This window comes from Lentzea californiensis (assembly GCF_024648825.1).
GTDB classification, from domain to species: domain Bacteria; phylum Actinomycetota; class Actinomycetes; order Mycobacteriales; family Pseudonocardiaceae; genus Lentzea; species Lentzea californiensis.
In genome coordinates, this window is record NZ_JANBBE010000010.1 from 143,978 (window position 1) to 164,001 (window position 20,024).

Genomic DNA, 20,024 nt, shown 5'->3' on the forward strand with positions numbered 1-20,024 from the left:
CGTTGAGCAGGTTGGGTCTGCTCGCCGTCCACCGGCGGGCGCCCGGCCGGTCGGGTGCGCTGCCCAGCACGAGGACGACGACGTCGGCGTGCTCGCCCGTGTCGAAGTCCAGGTCCGCGAGCTTCTCCAGGATGCGATCGAGTCGAAGGCCCTCGGCCGGAATCCAGTGGCCCTGGGCGGCGGTGCCGGGCACGTCGATCCACCTCGACTCCGGCAGCTTCCACAGGCGCGAGTGGAAGGACCTGGCGGTGGTGGACCACTGGCGCCGGTTCATGGCTGCGCCCGAGGCCTACCTGCGGTAGGTCACTGAGCACCAAGAGAGCATCAATCGGTCGCCGGAGTCACTGAATCGCTGAACAACCTCTCATCCGAACAGGACAGTTGGCGTCGTTGCAGTTGCACTGAGCCTTTCCAACCTCGTGGGGCTGACACGGTTGGTCCTGGCTGAGCCGGGCGGACCTGCCGGCGGGCAGGATGGTCTCGTGTCCACCCTGGTTGTTGAGATCCACGTGCCGTTGTTGCCGACGCCCGACCTGCCGGACGGCGCTGACCCTTTTCCCTGGATCGAGGAGGTCGAGGACTTCCTGTTCGATCTCGAAGACCAGGGTGACGTGGAAGTCTTCGATGAGGCAGAGCAGGACGGGGACGTCTACGTCTTCTTCCTCACCGGAGCCGGTGAGGGGAATCTTCTAGCGGTGGCGTCCCGTGTGGCCACGCTGCCTGGAGTCCCTGCGGGAACCGTTGCAGTCGTCAGCAACGACGATGCCGAGGAGTTCGGCTTGGGACGACGGGTAGCGCTTCCACTGCCTGCGCTCTGAAGACCGGCGCGGAGCCTCCAGCCCCTGCCCGGGGCAGTTCAGGTTGCACGGCGGCACGCGGTGCTCGGCAGGCCAGCGGGCCAACGCTGTGCACGCGAAGTTCGGCGAGCACCGCCGACGCTGCCCGCGGCTGGTCGTTGTCCGTCGGTGAGGTACGCATCCCCGTCGGTCCGCTGTTCGCCGCGCCCTGCTCGTCGACCTCGCGGCCCACCGCACCGACCTCGGCCGCATGCGCGAGCTCGCACAGCAGTCCGAACGCCATCTGCGGCTTCTGCAGCAGGGCCAGGAGGTAGTTCGTAATGGCCCGCCGCACCTGCCGCACGGCCGCACCACCAGGTGTCGGCGTCGGGCTCGTCAGCGGAGCTGGCGCGACGGATCGTGTTGGATGTACTGATGAGCAAGCACCAGAAGTTGTTGCCGCTGCCCACAAACGGGCTGCCGGGCGGCAGCCCGGGTCTGCGGCACTCCTGAAGTGCCGCCGCTGGTACGTCGCTGCCACACGTGCGTCCCCGCCGTGCCCCACCTGCACCGGATGAGCACATCCGGCACGACGCCGTGGGCTGACGGGTTCCGGGCGGAACTCGTCGCCAACGGCACCGTTCGGGCCAGCACTTGAGACAGATGCGATGAGAGCGCGCAGGTCATCGGCTTCTGAACCGGCTCGTCGCATGCCCACCTCGTCGGGGCCGGACCCGGATCCTGCCCGCCCGGCCTTGATCAGCCGATGATCGGAGGCTTGAGCTCCGTGGTGGATCGAGGTTGTCATGCTCGGCCGTGGTGGATGCGGAACACGTCTTGTGGGTCGACGGCGCGTTTGACGGCGGCGAGCCGGTCGAGGTCGCCGGGGAGATAGCCGGTGGCGAGCTCGGTGGCGCTGATGTCGGGGCCGGACAGGAAGTTCACGCAGACGCCGCCGGTGGACCAGGGTTTCATCGCGGTGAACAGCCGGGTGAACGCCGTGCGCAGTGCCGGTAGTTGCGCGGGTTCCGCGGCGGCTCCGGCGTAGAGGACGTACTGGCCGTCGCGGCGGGCGAGTGCGCTGGGGACCGCGCCGGGCCGGTTCAGGGCGCCGCCGGTGTGGCGCAGTTCGACGAGATAGGGAGCGTCGGCGTTGGGACCGGCGTGATGCAGCAGTTCCATGACGGCGGCGGTGTCCAGTGATGCCAGCATGGTGTTGCGGGCGTGGAACGGCACCGGGGTGGTGGGTTCGGCGTGGATGGTGCCGACGGCGGTGTAGGGCATCTCGGTGACGGTGTCGGTGATCGGTCCCAGCTCGCGGAACGGGCGGACGAGCTGCTCTCCGGCCTCCGCGGAGCCGGTGTAGGCGAAGCGCACCTGCAGTAGGTAGCGGCCACGGAGAGCGTCGGGCAGGGCAGGGAGGTCGGGCATCCGGATGAGCAGCACCGAAGAGCTCATCGCCTCGGGGGTGCTGCGGGTCCACTGCGCCCAGGTGGCGAGGGCGCGTTCGGCGGTGTCGGCGGCGAAGTGCATGCCGCCGCCGTAGAGCCGGGTGATCGGGTGCAGGTCGATCTCGAGGGCGGTGACGACGCCGTAGGTGCCTTTGCCGCCGCCGCGCAATGCCCAGAACAGGTCCGGGTGCCGGGTTGCGGTGACGCGGCGCAGCTCGACGTGACCGGACGCGTCGGCGGTGACGATCTCGATGGCGCGCACGTGGTCGACGGCCCAGCCGAGGCTGCGGCCGAGGATCCCGAGCCCGCCGCCGAGGTGGTACGAGACCGCACCGACCTCGGGCGAGGAGCCGTTGAGCGGCGCGAGCCCGTGTTCGGCGGCGGCGCGCACCAGCGCTCCGCCTCGCACGCCGGCCTCGATCCGGGCAGTACGGGCGTGCGGGTCGATGCTGATCCCGTCGAGCCGCGAGGTGGTGATCAGGACCTGGCCGTCGGCGCTGAGGGACGGACCGTGCCCGGTGGCCTGGACGGCGACGCCCAGGCCGTGGGCGGCGGCGTGGCCGACAGCGTCGATCACGTCGTCGACGGAGGCTGCCGGGACGACGACCGCGGGCCGGTGCTCGACGGAGAGGTTGTAGCCGCGACGCTCGGTGTCGTAGCCGGGATCGGTCATGGTGAGGTAATCGGTCATGACTCGATCCTGTCGGTGCTGAGCTGCGGAAACAATGTCATATCAGGCATAGACTGATAACCTCAGAGTTATGGAACGGCGCGAGATCGAGATCTTCCTGACGCTCGCGGAGGAGCTGCACTTCGGTCGGACGGCGCAGCGGCTGCTGGTGTCGCAGGCGCGGGTGAGCCAGACGATCGCCCGGCTGGAACGCCGGTTCGGTGTGGCCCTGTTCGAGCGCACCAGCCGGCGGGTCGCGCTCAGTCCGGTCGGCGCCGCCCTCTACGCCGATGTCCGTGCGGGGCACGACCGCATCGAACGCGGGGTCGCCGCCGCCGTCGCGGCCGGACGAGGGATCACCGGCGTGCTCACCGTCGGCTTGGAAGCTCCCGCGGTCGCCGAGCTCGCCGCCCCGGTGTTCACCCGGTTCCGCGAGAAGAACCCCGGCGTCGAGATCGTCTTTCGCGAGACCGGCTTCACCGACCCGCTCGACCTGCTGCGCTCCGGCGAGGTCGACGTCGCCGTCACCAACGCACCCGTCGGCCAGGACGAAGCCGGCTTCGAGCAAGGCCCGCTCGTGTACACCGAACCGGTCGTGCTGGCCGTGGCACGCCGGCACCGGCTGGCAACCCGCACAGCGGTGACACTCGACGATCTTGATGGCGAGGTCGTGTTCCGGGCCGGTCGCCGGGCCGCGCCCTACCGCCGTCACCCCGAACCGCCGACCCCTGCGGCGACCCTGTTGGACCTGATGACGCGGGTCGCCGCGGGGGAGGGGGTCTGCCCGCTGGCCGCGCACGCCGCCGACTACTTCGCCCGCCCCACCCTCACGATGGTGCCCTTCGCGCCGGGCTCGCCACCCGTGCGCTGGGTTCTGTGCTGGCGTACCGGTGCCCGCACCGCCCGCGTCGCCGCACTCGCCGCCGCGACAGCCCACCCGTGAACCACTCGGCTACGTGACCGTCCCCAGATCTCGCCTCGGCGGCGCCGGAGATGCCGGAGGCGCCGGGCAACTGTGGCCTACGGGTGTTGGTCTGGGTCACTGCGGGTGACCGACTATCGAAGCCATTGTCACAGCAGAAGCCTTGCGGTGAACCGGATCTGATGGCGGTCATCGCGCCGCTGGTGCGTAGAACTCTCCAGAACAGGGACGGGGAGCCCGACCGATGTCGGGCTCCCCGTTGTTCGTGTGCGGGGCGTCAGGGGCCGGCGACGGCCTGTGCCTTGGCGTTGCGTTCGAAGACCGACCAGAACGCGGAGGTGCAGTAGGTGCAGTTGGTGCCGAAGTACAGGCCGCGAGCCTGTTCGTCCTGCATGAGGTGCAGGCGGAACCAGGAGGTGATGGTGCCGTGCAGGGCGGGGATGCCGTAGTGGTCGGCACCGCGCTGTTCGGCGAAGATCGCCGGGACCTGGGTGGCCTGGTTGTACGGGGTGCGGACGACGATGGGCGAGACGATCGTGTCGTTCTGCCCGGCGATGAACAGCGCCGGACCGCGGACCCGGCTGCCGCTGGTGGTCGCGAGCGGGTAGATCGGGGCGATGGTGTCCACGCGGGGGTCGGCTCCGGCGTCGATCGCCGCGCCGCCGCCGAAGGAGTGGCCGGTGGCGCCGACGTTGGTCAGGTCGACCTTGCCCTGCAGAGGGCTGCCGGCGCGGTTGTTCTCGGTGGTCAGGTGGTCCAGGCCCTGCAGCATGGGGCCGGCGTTGCCGGCGTTGCCCTCCGCCGCGGCGACGATGAAGCCGTGGGAGGCCAGGTGGTTGAGCAGGGGCACGTACCGGTCGAGTCCGGAGCGGGCCCCGTTGTTCCACAGCACCACGGGGTGGGTGGTGCAGCCCAGGGTGCCCAGGGCAGTGGGACGGAAGACGGTGGTGCCGCGGCCGTTGGAGGCGGAGGTCACCGCGAAGGGACCGGCGGTGGCCCACTGGCCGTTGACCGACTTGCAGGGCGAGTTCGGCGGCGCGGTGGTGGTCGTGGTCGAGCCGCTCGTGGTGGTCGAGGTGGTCGTCGGTGTGGTGGTGGGCTTGTTCTCCTGGTCGATGATGATGTTCTTGATCTGGTTGAACACGCCGGTGTCGCTGGGAAAGCTGCTGTGGGTGATGCAGGTCGGTGTCTGGAGGTTGGTGGCACCGGCGAGTTCGGCTGAGGTGCTGGGGCTGACGTTGGTGTCGCAGGTGGAGCGCTGGGTGGTGTAGCGGACGGCGGGGGAGCCGGGGACCTCGGTGCCGGAGTTCAGTGCGGCCAGCCACGGCGAGCCGATGGCGAACTGCTTGCACGACGGGTACAGGTTCTGGCACCACGGCGCGGCAGCGGTGGTGCCGTGGTGCGGCCCGGCCATCGAGAAGTACAGCGAGACCTTGTCCTGCGCGCGGGGGACGTGTTTGAGGTAGGAACGGGCGGCGAGGGTGGAGGCCGACCAGGTCACCAGGACGACCTTGCGGGCTCCGGTGCGGGACAGCACGCTGTCGACCTTCTGACCGATCTCCTGGCCGGCCTTGGTGAGGTCGCCGGTCATGCTGGTGCTGTCGGTCCAGGTGTCGACGCGGTCCGCGCGCCAGCCGGCGGAGACGAACTTGGTCTTCATCGGCTCCATGTACTGGGTCGTGCCGGTCATGCCCGGGATGATGATCACCGGGTCGTGCTCGACCGCTGCCGTGGTGGCGGCCAGGTCCGCGCGCACCTGCGGCGAGAACGCGACCAGCGACACGGCGGCGGATGCCGCGGCGAACGCCGCGAGCACTGCCGTACCGCGGCCGCGGAATGCGGCACGGAGTGGAGTTGTGGACATCGGACAGCCTCCTGGACAGGAAAATGGTGCAGGGTGAACAGGTGATCGGGGTCACGCTGTTTCGCCGATGTTACGAATGTAAAAAGGGCTAGGCCATGTGCCCGTCCACACTCTTGGGCGCCATTCGCATGTCGCTGGCAACACTTCCTATTTCTGCGATGTGGCTCGGCATTCCTTCGCTTTTTCGTGCGGAACTCCGCAGTCGAGCACATGGGAACGGGCGTACGAGCCGCCCTCGTCAGGCTCGTACGCCCGTGGCTCAACGCGGGCTCAGCGGACGGCGGCCTCCGTGGCGGCGAGGTTGCGGCGGATGCCGTCGACCAGGCGGCCGGCCACGTCGATGTCGCGATGGTCGGTCCAGGTGAGCAGACCCTGACGGGTGGCCCGGCCGCGGTGCCCGTCGGTGAGGAGCTTGTCCAGCGCGGGGAACGACTCGGTGGCCGTGGACAGGTGCGGCGCCAGGTTGGCGAGGATGGAACGGGTGAGGTCTAGCCCGATGTAGTCGGCGTTCTCCATCGGGCCGACAGCCGCGAGCCGCAGGCCGAAACTCGCGCGCACCACGGTGTCGAGGGTTTGTGCGTCGCAGACGCCCTCGTCGAGCAGGTGCAGTGCTTCGCGCACCAGGGCGAACTGCAGCCGGTTGCCGATGAAGCCGGGGACGTCGCGGTGCAGCCGGACCGCGGTCTTGCCCAGCGAGAGGATCAGCTCTTCCGCCTCGTGCACCAGCCGTGTGTTCGTCGCGTCACCCGGCGCGATCTCCACGAGCGGGATGAGGTGGGGCGGGTTCCACCAGTGCACGCCCACCAGGCGCTCGGGGTGCCGCATGCCGGCACCGATGCCGGTGATCGACAGGACCGAGGTGTTCGACCAGATCGGGACGTGCGCGGGGACCACGGCTTCCACCGACGCCATCACCTCGTGCTTGACGGCCATCCGTTCCGGCACCGCCTCCACGACGACGTCGGCCTGGCGCAACGCGCTGTCGAGGTCGGATGTGGCGCTGATCAGGTCCAGCACGGCCGCTCTCGCCGGCTCGGGTGTGCCGGTCAGCTCCAGTGCCTTCCCGACGCGGTCGTGCAGGTCGCCCAGCACCACGGGGTCCGGGTCGTGGAGCCGGGTGTGGTGACCCGCTCTCGCCAATGCGACGGCGATTCCGTGGCCCATGAGCCCCGCGCCGACTATGCCGAATAGCGCCATGGATGTCCTTTGCTCGAATGTGGAAAAGGAGGTGCGTGGCCGGTGTGGTCAGTCCGCCTGCAACGCGTGCAGGCGTAGCGCCAGTTGGATCTCCAGCATCCGGTGAGGGGACTGCCAGTCGGCTCCGAGCAGCCTGCTGATGCGGTCCAGGCGCTGGGCGACGGTGTTGACGTGGACGTGCAGCAGGTCCTTGGCCCGTGGTGGGTTTCCGCCGGTGGCGAAGTAGGCGTCCAGGGTGCGCAGGAGCTCGGTGCCGCGTTCGCGGTCGTAGTCGAAGACCGGTCCGAGGGTGCGACGGATGAACGCGGTGTGATCGGCGTGGTCGGCGAGCAGAAGTCCGATGAAGCCCAGCTCCGCCATCGAGGCGCCCGCGCCCTCGCGGCCCAGGCGCAGTAGTGCGCGGAGGCAGCGGCTCGCTTCGGCGTGGGCGCGGGCGAGCTCCGCGGGTCCACCGGCCGGGCCGGCGGCTGCGACGGTGACCGGGCAGCCGGTCGCGGCGCCCAGCGCCGTCGAGACGCGGCCGGCCAGGGTGCCGGGACAGTCGGTGCGGACGAGCAGCACCACCTGTTCGGCGTGGATCCCGATCAGCGTGGCGAACTGGGCGGCCGCGGTGGCCAGCCGGCGGCGTGGGACGGCGGTGGCGTGGGCGATGAGCACGGCGTGGGGTGCGGCGAGGTCCACGCCCAGGCGACGGGCGCGGTCGAGCAGGGCGGAGGGGTTGCGGTCGGGTGCGGTGAGCAGGTCGGTGAGCAGCTCGCCGCGCACCTCGTCCTCGGCCTTGGCCACCGAGCGGCGCAACAACAGCAGCAGGGCGGTGACGACGGCGGCGCGTTCGAACAGGCGCCGGTCGGCGTCGACGAGGTCGACTTCACCGGCGCCGGCGCTGCGCACGATGCTGCCCAGCAGTTCGGGTCCGGCCTGCACCGCGCACACCCAGCCGTCCGATGTGGACACCGCGCGGCCGGAGTGGTGGGAGGCGGCGACATCACGAGGCTCCGGGGCTCGGGTAGGCGGTCCGATGCGGGTCAGTTCGGCTCCGTCGGCGGTGAACATACCGATGCCGCCGCCCAGCACGTCGGCCACGGCGGCGGCGACGGCGGGCAGGTCGCCGCCGCGCAGCACCAGGTCCATCAGCTTGTCGTGGGCTTCCTCGGCGCGTTCCACGGCCTGGCTGTGGGCGCTGATCTCGGCCAGCAACCTGGCGTTGTCCAGTGCGACGGCGGCGTGGTCGGCCAGCGACGACAGCAGCGCGATCTCGTCGGGAGTGAAGTCGCGGGGGCTGCGTTCGGCGGCGTAAAGGACGCCGATGACGTTGTCTCCCACCGTGAGCGGCACGGCGAGCAGTGCGGTCAGTCCTTCGTCGCGCACCGCCGCGTCCACGGGTTCGCTGTGGTGGAAGCGTCCGTCGGTGAGGTAGTCCGGGGTGGCGTAGGGCCGGGCGGTCTGCGCGACCAGACCGCCCAGGCCCACACCCATGTCCATCCGGACTCGCGGGAACAGCTCGGAGACCGAGCCGTCGGTGACGCGCATGGACGTCGTTTCGGTGACCGGGTCGTTGAAGGTCAGGTACGACAGCTCGACGCCCAGCAACCGCCGAGCCCGGTGCACGATGGACCGCAGCACCGCGTTCGGGTCGCGCAGGCGGGCCAGGTCGCCCGCGGTGTCGAACAGAGCGCTGAGCTCGGCCTCCCGCCGCCGGTGGCCGCGCATCGTGGTGTTGATGCGCAGCGCCAGCTCGACCGCCTGACCCGCGCCGGGGTCGTCCACGGCGATGAGCGCCAGCTCGTCACCGCGCGCGCCTGCGGCGAGCAACTCCAGCAGGCGGAAGGCGACTTCGTCCATGCGCCTCCTCCTCTTCTCAACCCGCGGCGGGCCGCACGGTTCGCCGCTCGATCCGCTTCTCCACGTCGGTGCCCACGTGCACGACCCGCTGGACGAACACCCCGGGCAGGTGCACCTCGTCGGGATCCAGCTCGCCCGGCGCCAGCAGTTCCTCGACCTCGGCGACGGTGATCCGGCCGGCCATCGCGCACAGCGGGTTGAAGTTGCGTGCCGACCGGTGGAACACCAGGTTGCCGTGCCGGTCGCCGCGAGCGGCGTGCACGAGGGCGTAGTCGCAGGTGATCGCGCGCTCCAGGACGAACGGGTGCGGTGCGCCGGCGACGTCGAAGTGCCGGACCTCCTTGGCCGTCGCGGTCTTCTCGACCTGGCCGTCAGGGGAGTAGCGCAGCGGGACGCCACCCTCGGCGATCTGGGTGCCCACCCCGGTGGCCGTGTAGAACGCGGGGATGCCGGCGCCGCCGGCGCGCAGCCGCTCGGCCAGGCTTCCTTGCGGCACCAGTTCCACCTCCAGCTCACCGGCGAGGAACTGGCGCGCGAACTCCTTGTTCTCGCCGACGTAGGAACTGGTCATCCGCGCGATGCGGTGGTCGGCGAGCAAGATGCCCAGCCCGAAGTCGTCCACCCCGCAGTTGTTGGACACGACGTCCAGACCGGTGGTGCCCCGTGCGTGCAGCGCCCGGATCAGTTCCACGGGGATGCCGCACAGACCGAACCCGCCGACCGCCAGGCTCGCCCCGTCGGGGATGTCGGACACCGCCGCCGTGACCGTCGAAACCAGCTTGTCCATTCCGTCCCTTCCGCCGATGTCGTGCGGATCAACACTGGGCGAACTCCGGTGCGGCCGACAATGTGGCCGCACACATGAGCGAGGCGTGTTTTACGTGTCCGGCCACATTGGTCGGCCTGAGCTCCCGGCTTAGCGTTTGCCGCCGTGCACACCGCCTGCCGGTGACTTTCCCGGGCGGTGCATTCGGCACGGCATGACAAAAGGAGTCCTGATGAGCACAGCCGCCGCGCCACAGACCCGGATGGGCCGTGTGGTGGCCGCGAGCCTGGTCGGCACCGCCGTGGAGTGGTACGACTTCTTCCTCTACGGCTCGGCCGCCGCCCTGGTGTTCAACAAGCTGTTCTTCCCGCAGAGCGACCCGCTGGTGGGCACCATGCTGGCCTTCCTCACCTACGCGCTCGGGTTCGTCGCCCGCCCGCTGGGCGGCCTGGTGTTCGGGCACTTCGGCGACCGGCTCGGCCGCAAGAAGCTGCTCATGGTCAGCCTGGTGATGATGGGCGTGGCCACCGCGGCGATCGGCCTGTTGCCGACCTACGCCTCCATCGGTGTGTGGGCGGCGGTGCTGCTGACGGTGTTGAGGCTGGTGCAGGGCTTCGCCATCGGCGGCGAGTGGAGCGGCGCTGTGCTGCTGGTCAGCGAGCACGGATCCCCGCGGTGGCGCGGTTTCTGGGCGAGCTGGCCCCAGGCCGGCGTCCCGGTCGGCAACCTGCTGGCGACCGCGGTGCTCGCGCTGCTGGCCGCGACCATGCCCGATGAGATGTTCCTGGACTGGGGCTGGCGGGTGCCGTTCCTGTTGTCCGCGGTGCTGATCGGGCTGGGCTACTGGATCCGTTCGTCCATTGAGGACGCCCCGGTGTTCACCGAGGCCCGTGCCCGCGCGGAGGCTCGTGCGCACACCGATGCCGCCGACGGAACGGCTCGACGCGCTCCGGCGCTGGAGGCGCTGCGCCGTCACCCCAAGCAGATCGCGGTGTGCATCTCGGCGCGGATGGTGGAGAACATCTCCTACTACATCATCACCGCGTTCGTCCTCACCTACGTCACCGCTCACCTGAAGCTGGACAAGTCGGTGGTGCTCAACGCCCTGCTGCTGGCCAACGTCGTCCACCTGGTCGCCATCCCGGCCTTCGGCGCGCTGTCCGACCGGATCGGCAGGCGGCCGGTCTACCTGGCCGGCACCATCGGCATGGGGTTGTGGGCGCTGGTGTTCTTCCCGCTGCTCGACAGCCGCGACAGCTGGTCGATCATCCTGGCCGTGGTCGGCGGCCTCCTCGCGCACGCGGCGATGTACGGGCCTCAAGCCGCGTTCTTCGCCGAGCAGTTCGACACCGACGTCCGCTACTCCGGCACCTCCATCGGCTACCAGGTCACCTCGATCATCGCGGGCTCGCTGGCGCCTTTGATCGCCACCGCGCTGCTGTCCCACTACGGGAGCCCCACACCGATCACGATCTACGTCGTCGTCGCCGCCGTCATCTCCACCGCCGGGGTGCTGGCCGCCACCGAAACCCGCCACCGCGACCTTGCCGAGGTGTCCGCCCGATGAGCCTGACCCGCGCCCAGATGGCCGCCCGAGCCGCCCGCGAACTGCCCGACGGCGGCTACGTCAACCTCGGCATCGGCCTGCCCACCCTGATCGCCGACCACGTTCCCGCTGACAAGCACGTCGTGCTGCACTCGGAGAACGGCATCCTCGGAGTCGGTCCCTACCCGGCCGACGGCCTGGAGCACCCCGACCTCATCAACGCCGGCAAGGAGACCGTCACCGTCGCACCCGGCGCTTCGTTCTTCGACTCGGCGTTGTCCTTCGCCATGATCCGCGGCGGCCACATCGACGTCGCCGTGCTCGGCGCCATGCAGGTCTCCGCCGAAGGCGACCTGGCCAACTGGATGATCCCCGGCGCCGTGGTCAAGGGCATGGGCGGCGCGATGGACCTCGTCCACGGCGCCCGCAGGGTGATCGTTTTGATGGAGCACACCACCAGGGACGGCTCACCCAAGATCGTCCGCACCTGCACGCTGCCCACCACCGGCCGCCGCGTCGTGCACCGGGTGATCACCGACCTCGCCGTTCTCGACGTCACCCCGGACGGCCTGGTCCTGCGCGAGCTGGCGCCCGGCGTCACCGTCGCCGACGTGAGGGCGGCGACCGAGCCCGATCTGCTCGTGCCCACCGATCCGAGGGCCATGCTCCCGGCCGTCACCCGTGCCTGAATCCGATCCGAAAAGGACCTGGCAGGTGACAGGTGTGAGCTTCTCGTGGGAGCGGGAGCGGTGGGTCGCCACCGGCTACGCGGTGCGCCGTCTCGCACACCGGCCGGCACCTGTCGAACCGGGCGACTTCGGTGTGGTGTGGGCGAACATGACCCGTGGGGTCCACCTCGGTGAGCTGCGCGAGCTGCCCACGATCGACAGCGCCTTCGCCGACTGGTTGTGGGAGGCCACCGCCCCGTCTGCGCCGCCCACCGGTCGGCCAGTCTGTCGTTCTCCGGTGTACCGCCGGCAGCCGCGCGTGACGGTGGTCGAACCCGGTGCCGGGCCACACGGCGAAGGCCGCCGGTATGTGCCCGCGCACATCGTGAAGGGCCACCGGCCGTGCCTAGCCTGTGGTTCCCGCGACGATGCGGAGCCCAGGGAGGCACCATGAGAAGACGTCAGGGAGTTGCCCCGGTTGTGGCGCTGGTGTGCGGTGCGGCGCTCATCGCACCTCCGGCAGCGGCGCATACCGGATCGACGGGCTGCACCGCGTTGCGCGGCACGATGATCCCGGCTGCGGTGATCGGACTGCCGACCACCGGTGGTGAGGTCACCGCGGCGCAGCTGGTCGCTCCCGCGGGCGACGGGGCCACCGCGGTCGGAGAGCACTGCCGGGTGGACGCGGCGCTGCACCCTGTCGACCCGGCCGCACCGGACATCCTGCTGCGGATCGCCCTGCCGGCGCGGTGGAACCGCAAGGCGCTCATGTTCGGCGGCGGAGGTTACGACGGCACCATCCCCGACGTCGCGGGCAACGTCCCCTATTCACCCGCCGACCGGCCCACCCCGCTGGGGCGCGGGTACGCGACGTTCGCGAGCGACTCCGGGCACCAGGCCGCGCCGGACTTCACCCCGGCCCGGTCGCTGGACGGCTCCTTCGCGGTCAACGACGAGGCACTGCGCAACTTCGCCGGTGACGCGTTGAAGAAGACCCGCGACGCCGCCGTGTTCGTCATCGGCAAGCGCTACGGGGCCGCTCCGCGGCACAGCTTCTTCGCCGGCGGCTCCAGCGGCGGCCGGGAGGCGCTGGCGGTGGCCCAGCGCTGGCCAGCCGACTTCGGCGGCGTGCTCTCCGCCTACCCGGCCTGGAACGCCGCCAGCCTGGACCTGTTCTTCGGCCACCAAGCGCAGTTGTTGTCCCAGCCGGGGGCGTTCCCCGGTCCCGCGAAACAGGACCTGCTGTACCGCAACGTCATCAGTGCCTGCGACGGTGCGGACGGCGTCCGCGACGGCGTCGTCTCCAACGAGTCGGGATGTCGGTTCGACCCCGTCGTGCTGCGCTGCCCCGGCGGCGGTGACACCGGGGACTCGTGCCTGTCCGACCCGCAGATCGACGTGGTGCGAAAGATGTCCGCACCTCTGCGCTGGGACTACGACATCGCCAGCGGTGAACGTGGTTACCCCGGCTTCCCGTTCCTGTCGGGGGCGGACATGACCACACCGTTGCTGGGCCTCGGTACCGCTGCCCCTGCCGGCCCCATGCCCAAGACCGCGGGCTACGGCGTGCAGTTCTGGGACCAGTGGGTCAAGCACTTCGTCACCCGTGATCCCGCGCACGACCCGCTGGCGATCGATCCGCTCGATCCGGGGCCGTGGCGGCAGCGCATCAGCGCGCTGTCCGCCCTCCAGGACGTCAACGATCCCGATCTGCGGCCCTTCGCCGCCGTCGGCGGCAAGCTCCTGCTCGTGCACGGCGCCGCCGACGAACTGGTCAGCCACCGCTCCACCGCCGAGTACTTCGGCCGGGTCCAGCAGCGGCTGGGGAGCGCGGCCACTCACAGGTTCGCCCGCTTCTACGTCGTGCCCGGCGCCAACCACGTCAACGTCGACGCCGCGTTCGCCGCCGGCTGGGACTCGGTGACCGCGCTCCAGAACTGGGTCGAGCGCCAATTGCCGCCTTTGCGGCCCGTGGTCACCGACAAGAACCCGGCTGCGGGCCAACGCACCCGGCCCCTGTGCCAGTACCCGGCCTGGCCTCGCTACGCCGGGATGGGCGATCCCGATTCCGCGCGCAGTTACGTCTGCATCAGGTAGCCCGCTGCGGCTGAACCGGCGTGCGTCCTCCCGTCCAACAGCGGAACCGCACGCCGCGCCCGTTCACCGCACCAGTTCTGGCCGGCTGATCCTGAGCAGCTGCAACGCGATCTGCACCTCCAACAGCCGGCCGGGCTCACGCCACGTCCCGCCCAGCAGCCGGCCGATCCGGGACAGGCGCTGCGCGATGGTGTTGGCGTGCAGGTGCAGCTCCTGCGCCGTGGTGGAGACGCTCTGCCCGCTCGCGCAGTAGGCGCTGAGCGTGCGCACCAGGTCCGCGCCACGCGTCTTGTCGTAGTCGATCAGGCAGCCGAGCACGGAGTCGACGAACGAACCGAGATCGCGCCTGCTGCCGAACAGCACGCCCACCGCACCCAGTTCCGAGGTGTCGGCACCTTCTCCCACGCGGTCCAGCGCGAGCATGGCCTGTGCGCAGTCCGCCGCCTCCCGGTACGCCTCGGCGACCCGTTCGATGCTCTCCACCGCCGCCGCGCCCGCGGTCACCGGCCGTGTCGCGGTGGACAGCTCACGACTCGCCACCCGTGCCTGCCGTCCAGGCTCGGCGCCCGGCAGCAACAGCACCACCTCGTCCTTGCGGCAGGTCGCCAGACCACCACCGCGACGAGCCAGCGTCGCCGCCGCGGAGTGGTAGCGCTCGCGCCCGCCCCCGCAGACCCGGGCCACCACGACGACGTGCCGGGCGTCCAGGTCCACACCCAGCAGTGAGGCACGATGGCGCAGCAGGTCGTCCCGGCCCGGCGACGGGGACAGCAGGTCCTCCAACAGTTCGCCGCGCACCTGCGCCTCGGTCTCGGCCAGGCGCTGGCGCGTCACCAGCACCAGCGAGGCCACCAACGCCGTCGCCTCCAGCGTGCGCCGGTCGATGTCACCGATCGCGGTCTCTCCCACGAGGACCATCGTGCCGAGGTAGTCGGACTCGGTGATCATCGGCACCGCGCACGTCGTGTCGCCCACGACCGTGTACCCGGCCTCGCGCGCGGCACGGGCGAGTGCGACCAGGTCAGCCGCCTCCACCGCAGCGGCGTCACCTTCGCGGGTCACCACGGTGCCGTCCCGGTTCACCAGTGCCACGCCCCCCACGCCGACCGAGTGCGCCGCGGCCTGGACCACCTCGTTCACGCCCTTGCCGTCCAAGACCAGGCGGGTGAGGCGTTCGTGCAACGCCGCGCTGCGCTCCAGGGCCTCGGCGTGGGACCGGATGGTCGTGTTAGCGACCCGCAACTCGTTCGCCGCCGCCCGCGCCTCACCCAGCAGCCGGCTGTTGTCGATGGCCACGGCGGCGTGCGCGGCCAGCATGGACAACGCGCCCACGTCCCGGCCGCTGAACGTGCGCTGCTCCCGGTGCGCCGCCAGCAGCACGCCGATCACGTGCTGCCCCAGCACGACCGGCACCCCGAGCAGCGACACCATCTTCTCCGCGCGCACGGTCCGGTCGATCTCCGCCGTGTGGATGATCGACTTGTCGTCGTGGTAGGACAGCACGCTGTAAGGCGCGCCGGTGCGGGCGACCATGCCGCCCACACCGGCACCACTGGGCAACCGCAACTCGCGCAGCAGCCCGGAGATGTTGCCTGACGCGGCCTTGATGTAGCTGTCTCCGCGGTCGCGATCGCTGAGGCTGATGTAGGCCACGTCGCATTCCAGCAGACGGCGCGCCCGATCGGAGATCGCCTGCAGGATCGCGTCCAGGTCGTGCAGTGCGGCCAGGTCATGGGCCGTGTCGTTGAGCAACTGCAACTCTGCCTGGTGCCGGCGGTGCCCGATCAGGATCTCGCGGACCCGCAGCGCCAGCGCCCGCTCCCGTTCCAGACAGGCCAGCCGGTCCGGCGGCGCACCGTCCGCGCGGGCCCGAACCAGGGGCTCGTCGAAATCCCCGACGTCGGGGTCCGACGCCAACAGCAGTTCGAGGTACGAACCGATCGCCACTGTCACGGGTCCTTCCACCGACGACGTCGTCGAGCATTGCACTGTCCTCCGAGATCGGCCGCAACTCCTGACGCGCCAACGGACGGTTCGACGATCGGCCGAACTCGCCGGGTCTGCGTGCCTTCACGGTCGTGATTCGCGTGTGGGCGGCTGGAAGCGATGCTCGACACTGCGAGAAGGCCGAGTGGAAGAACGCCATGCCGCCGATCCGGCAGTTGCCGCAGCAGCCCGAGGCGAGGCCGACGGCTTCGCCGTTCGCCGCGAAGAGTGGGCCGCCGCTGTCACCGCCTTTGCGCGCACACGGCCGTGTGGTTGAGTCCCAACGACGCGGCCGGTGCTCGAGCAACGCGATCAGAGCCCTGTGGACGCGCACGTATGACCGTTGGACGTTCGCCTATTTCCGATCCCGTCGTTCGCGGCTTCAATGCGAGTACGACCACAAGATCACCAGCAGACCGAGGTGAAGTATGACCATCGCTCATCCGCCGAAGCCGGGGAACGCTCTGTGGGTGTACGCGCACCCGCGCCGTGACTCGCTGAACGACCGTCTCCTGCAAGCCGGGGCCAAAGCCTTGTCGCAGCGGTATGAGGTGACGGTGTCGGATCTCTACGCCCAGGGCTTCGACCCCGTGCTGTCCAAGCGCGACCTGGGAGATCTGGCGGAACGCCCGGGCAACATCTCCGAGCTGGCGGGGGAGGCCTACGCCAGCGGCCAACTGCCTGCCGACGTGCGCGAGGAGCAGGCCAAGCTCGCCGCGGCCGAACTGCTCGTCCTGCAGTTCCCGCTGTGGTGGTACGGGCCGCCGGCGATCCTGAAGGGATGGTTCGACCGGGTGCTCACCAGTGGGTTCGCCTACGGCGATCTCGACTCCGAACTCGGCGTGCCGCGCCGGTACGGCGATGGCGGGCTGGTCGGGCGCAAGGCGTTGATCGTGGTCACCGCGGGCGAGGACGAGCGCTCCATCGGCCCGCGCGGGATCAGCGGCGACCTCGACTCCCTGCTCTTCTCGATCACCCACGGCGTGCTCTGGTACGTCGGGATCGAGGCACTGGACCTGCACGTGGTCCACGACGCCGATTCGCTCGGTCCTGAAGAGGTCGAACACCAGGTTGAGCGTTTGGTGACCAGGATCGGCGGCGTCGATGACGAACGCGCGCGACGGTTCCGGCGGCTGCGCGACGGTGACTACGCGAACACGCGCGCACTGCGGGAGGACCTCGCGTCCGGCCGCACCGATCTGGGAATCCATCTGGCTGATCGCGACTGAGCCCGGCAACGTGTTCCGGGGCGCCAACGAGCAGGTAAGAGTACGCCATCAGGCCAGTGTCCGACTCAACATGTCCGATGCCGTCGCGCGTTCCAGCGCCTCTCTGTCGATCGCAGTGGATGAGTCATACCAATATGGTCGGTATGCAAGTGGCGACCGCCCTGAACAGGCATATGAGTGGACTAGTCCGACTCATCACTTTCAACATGTACTACCTATTGACCGTCACGGCCGCCGAGCCCTACCTTGGGGACTGCGCGCTCCCTGTCCTCGACTCGACGAACACCTGTGACAGCTTCGTCCACTGTGGACTCTGCGATGGCCCGCCGCCAGTGATGAGAACTCTTCGCCAGGACAAGGAGTTCAGGCATGGCACGAGTGTTGGTGCGGGCCGTGGTCGCGGTAGTGCTGGCCGGGACCGGGGTGACAACGCCGGTCCCGGCGGCTGGTTCCGCCGCCCCGGTGCCGGACGTGAACGGGGTCGCCGCGGGCAACGCCGCGATCGGGTCCGTCGACCTGGCTGGCAGGTGGAGCTTCACGCCGGCGGGCAGGGCGGCCACGACGATCACCGTGCCCGGTGGTGGCTGGTACAAGCAGGGCTTCACCGACGTGTCCGAGGCGACGTACTCGCGCACCATCACCGTGCCCGACTCGGGGCAGCCGCAGTCGGCGTGGATCGAGTTCGGCGCGGTGAACCACCAGGCGACCCTGTCGGTCGACGGGCGGGTCGTCGCCACCCAGACGACCGCGTTCACCCCGTCGAACTTCGACATCACCGCTGTCGCGGCGCCGGGCACCACGCACACGATCAGCGTGAACGTGAAGGGCCGCAACGCGTTGAAGACGCCGACGGGCAAGTACCTGGTTCCCGACGCCGCCAGCTGGTCCGAGGCGGTGCCGCAGGGCATCTTCCGTTCGGCGTTCCTGCGCGTGTACCCGGCCGTGTACGTGAGCGACGCCTTCGTTCGCACCTCGGTCGCCGACCAGAGCCTCACCTATGACGTGTCGGTCACCAACACCTCCGGCAGAGCCCGCACCGTGACCCTCGGTGGCACGCTCGCCTCGGACAACGGCGCGAACTTCAGCTATCCGGGGCTGCCCAGTCGCACGGTCACAGTCGCCGCCCACTCGACCGCCAAGGTGACGGTCGGCCCGGTGGCGTGGAACCTCGGCTCCACGTCGTACTGGTGGCCGAACGTGCCGTACCGCCAGGGATATCGCGCTCAGCTGCACCGGCTGTCGGTGCACGCTTCCACCGACGACGGCCGCACCAGCGACGCCACGTACCGGTTCGGGTTCCGGGAAAGCACCCAGAACGGCGAGCACTACCGCCTCAACGGTGTGCGGCTGAACGTGCGCGGCGACAACCTGCAGGGCGCCGACTACGACCGGATCGACAACGGCGGCAAGGGCGACGCCTACCACACACTGCCCGGCTTCCTCCCGCCGTCGACCGGCAACGGCGGCTGGCCGCAGGCGGTCGACAACTACCAGCGGCTCAACTACAACGTCGTCCGGATCCACCAGGAGCCGGCCAGTCCGTACATGCTCGACACGGCGGACGAGCTCGGCTTGATGATCATCGACGAGACCGCGATCCGCGGCTCCGGCGGACCACAGGACTTCAACGCCGGTCGCGCCAACATGGTGGCCCACGCCCGCGCGCTGGTCCTGCGCGACCGCAACCACCCCGCGATCATCCGCTGGAGCCAGGTGAACGAGCCGAACGGCGGCGAGTTCGACTCCGAGCAGTTCCAGCGGGAGCTGTACGCGGCCATGAACGGCGCCGACGGCACCAGGCCGATCATCGCCGAGCTGGGCACCGGCGGGTCGCCCAACCAGTATCCCAGCATGACGCAGGCCAACTTCAACCTCGTCCCGCACTACCTCGACGGCTTCGGCCGCTACGGCGAGCAGACCTGGTCCGTGGCCGGTCGGCCGGACGGCGAGGGCGAGTTCATCTGGCCGGCGTGCAACACGAAGCAGGGCTTCGAGTGGTTCGCCACCGCGACCGCCGCCAAGCGCGGCAAGGACGCCAGCGACATACGGCCGTACACGCTGCTGTCCGCCTGGGCGGGCGTCATCCCCGGCGTGCGGACCACGGACTTCATCCCGGAGGAGGGCGGCCGCCCCGTCTACGGCGTGGACAACCTGCCCGACCCGTGGAGCAACGCCCAGATCCAGCGGGTCCAGGCCGGGTTCAACCCGGTCGCCGCGATCGACCTGCCCTACTGGTCGGCCTCCGGTGCGTCCGACGCGAACGGCAGCTTCCCGCTACCGTCGGCCGTTCCCGGTTACGCCGCCAGCACCAGGGTCGACCGCACCGTCACCGTCTTCAACGACACCCTCACCGGCACCGCCGTGGACTTCGCCTGGAGTGCCCGGCTGGACAGCCCCACCGGCGCGGTGATCGCCTCCGGCAGCACGACCCTCACCATCCCGCTGGGTTCGCGCGTGAGCCAGCCCGTGTCGTTCACGACCCCTGCCAGCGGCTCACGGGTGTACCTCGTCCTGTCCACCGCCAAGTCCGGCACCACCACGTTCACCGACACGGCCGAGTACTTCACCCTGGGCGCCGGCCAGAGCCCGACGCCAGGTAAGTACCGCATCGTCAACCGCAACAGCGGCAAACCGCTGACCATCACCGGCAACTCCACCGCCGACGGCGCCAAGGCCGTGCAGCAGACCGGAAACGCGACCTGGACCGTCAGCACCGGTCAGAACGGAGCCTTCAGCCTGCGCTACGACGCGACCGGCAAGGTGCTCGACGTCAACGGTTCCTCTTCCACCACCGGGTTGCAGCTGCAGCAGTGGACCGCGAACGGCGGCACCAACCAGCAATGGTTCCTGCGGCCGGCGGCCGGCGGTTTCTTCACCATCGTCAACGTCGGCAACGGTCTCGCGGCAGACGTCTACGGAGCGTCCACGAGCGACGGTGCGCAGGTCGTGCAATGGACTGCCAACGGCGGCGCCAACCAGCAATGGCAACTCGTGCCGCAGTCCTGACTCA

15 protein-coding genes are annotated in these 20,024 nt (G+C 70.0%); 9 read left to right on the forward strand and 6 right to left on the reverse strand.

Annotated features, from left to right (window positions below; translation table 11 throughout):
- Positions 1-2: 2 nt before the first annotated feature.
- On the forward strand, positions 3-302 hold the full coding sequence (locus tag LX88_RS30990) for a hypothetical protein (protein WP_258951316.1): 300 nt from the start codon (positions 3-5) through the stop codon (positions 300-302).
- 180 nt (positions 303-482) lie between these two features.
- Positions 483-818 carry a hypothetical protein gene (locus LX88_RS30995; RefSeq protein WP_258951317.1) on the forward strand — a complete coding sequence of 112 codons (336 nt, stop codon included), beginning with the start codon at positions 483-485 and terminating at the stop codon, positions 816-818.
- Positions 819-1,580: 762 nt separating this feature from the next.
- On the opposite strand, the gene LX88_RS31000 is transcribed toward LX88_RS30995, so the two are convergent.
- On the reverse strand, positions 1,581-2,918 hold the full coding sequence (locus LX88_RS31000) for an FAD-binding oxidoreductase (protein ID WP_258951318.1): 1,338 nt from the start codon (positions 2,916-2,918) through the stop codon (positions 1,581-1,583).
- 70 nt (positions 2,919-2,988) lie between these two features.
- On the opposite strand from LX88_RS31000, the gene LX88_RS31005 reads away from it, so the two are divergent.
- Positions 2,989-3,840 carry a LysR family transcriptional regulator gene (locus LX88_RS31005; RefSeq protein WP_258951319.1) on the forward strand — a complete coding sequence of 284 codons (852 nt, stop codon included), beginning with the start codon at positions 2,989-2,991 and terminating at the stop codon, positions 3,838-3,840.
- Between the two features lie 256 nt (positions 3,841-4,096).
- On the opposite strand, the gene LX88_RS31010 is transcribed toward LX88_RS31005, so the two are convergent.
- The 4 genes from LX88_RS31010 to LX88_RS31025 form a co-directional block, all read right to left on the reverse strand.
- A complete protein-coding gene (locus LX88_RS31010; protein WP_258951320.1) occupies positions 4,097-5,683 on the reverse strand; it encodes a poly(ethylene terephthalate) hydrolase family protein in 1,587 nt (528 codons plus the stop codon).
- Positions 5,684-5,953: 270 nt separating this feature from the next.
- Positions 5,954-6,880 carry a 3-hydroxyacyl-CoA dehydrogenase family protein gene (locus tag LX88_RS31015; RefSeq protein ID WP_258951321.1) on the reverse strand — a complete coding sequence of 309 codons (927 nt, stop codon included), beginning with the start codon at positions 6,878-6,880 and terminating at the stop codon, positions 5,954-5,956.
- A 48-nt stretch (positions 6,881-6,928) separates the two neighbouring features.
- Positions 6,929-8,722 carry a helix-turn-helix domain-containing protein gene (locus LX88_RS31020; RefSeq protein WP_258951322.1) on the reverse strand — a complete coding sequence of 598 codons (1,794 nt, stop codon included), beginning with the start codon at positions 8,720-8,722 and terminating at the stop codon, positions 6,929-6,931.
- A 16-nt stretch (positions 8,723-8,738) separates the two neighbouring features.
- Entirely contained in the window at positions 8,739-9,509 is a 771-nt protein-coding gene (locus LX88_RS31025) for a CoA transferase subunit A (protein WP_258951323.1), read from the reverse strand.
- A 211-nt stretch (positions 9,510-9,720) separates the two neighbouring features.
- Between LX88_RS31025 and LX88_RS31030 the strand changes: the two genes are divergently transcribed.
- Genes LX88_RS31030 through LX88_RS31045 form a run of 4 tightly spaced genes read left to right on the forward strand, consistent with a single transcriptional unit; the run spans position 9,721 to position 13,799 of the window.
- Complete coding sequence (locus LX88_RS31030; RefSeq protein ID WP_258951324.1) at positions 9,721-11,055, forward strand: MFS transporter; 1,335 nt, start codon at positions 9,721-9,723, stop codon at positions 11,053-11,055.
- Positions 11,052-11,723 carry a 3-oxoacid CoA-transferase subunit B gene (locus tag LX88_RS31035; RefSeq protein WP_258951325.1) on the forward strand — a complete coding sequence of 224 codons (672 nt, stop codon included), beginning with the start codon at positions 11,052-11,054 and terminating at the stop codon, positions 11,721-11,723. Before LX88_RS31030 ends, LX88_RS31035 begins: the two co-directional genes overlap by 4 nt.
- 34 nt (positions 11,724-11,757) lie before the next feature.
- A complete protein-coding gene (locus LX88_RS31040) occupies positions 11,758-12,156 on the forward strand; it encodes a hypothetical protein (protein ID WP_258951326.1) in 399 nt (132 codons plus the stop codon).
- Complete coding sequence (locus tag LX88_RS31045; protein ID WP_258951327.1) at positions 12,153-13,799, forward strand: tannase/feruloyl esterase family alpha/beta hydrolase; 1,647 nt, start codon at positions 12,153-12,155, stop codon at positions 13,797-13,799. The genes LX88_RS31040 and LX88_RS31045 overlap by 4 nt, the downstream gene beginning before the upstream one ends.
- 63 nt (positions 13,800-13,862) lie before the next feature.
- Here LX88_RS31045 and LX88_RS31050 read toward each other — a convergent pair whose 3' ends face one another.
- Positions 13,863-15,752, reverse strand: coding sequence for a helix-turn-helix domain-containing protein (locus LX88_RS31050; protein WP_258951328.1), 1,890 nt, complete (start codon positions 15,750-15,752; stop codon positions 13,863-13,865).
- 461 nt (positions 15,753-16,213) lie between these two features.
- On the opposite strand from LX88_RS31050, the gene LX88_RS31055 reads away from it, so the two are divergent.
- Positions 16,214-17,014, forward strand: coding sequence for an NAD(P)H-dependent oxidoreductase (locus LX88_RS31055; protein ID WP_258951329.1), 801 nt, complete (start codon positions 16,214-16,216; stop codon positions 17,012-17,014).
- Positions 17,015-17,383: 369 nt separating this feature from the next.
- Positions 17,384-20,020 (forward strand): RICIN domain-containing protein, encoded by a 2,637-nt coding sequence (locus LX88_RS31060; RefSeq protein WP_258951330.1) that lies wholly within the window; start codon positions 17,384-17,386, stop codon positions 20,018-20,020.
- Positions 20,021-20,024: the final 4 nt, after the last annotated feature.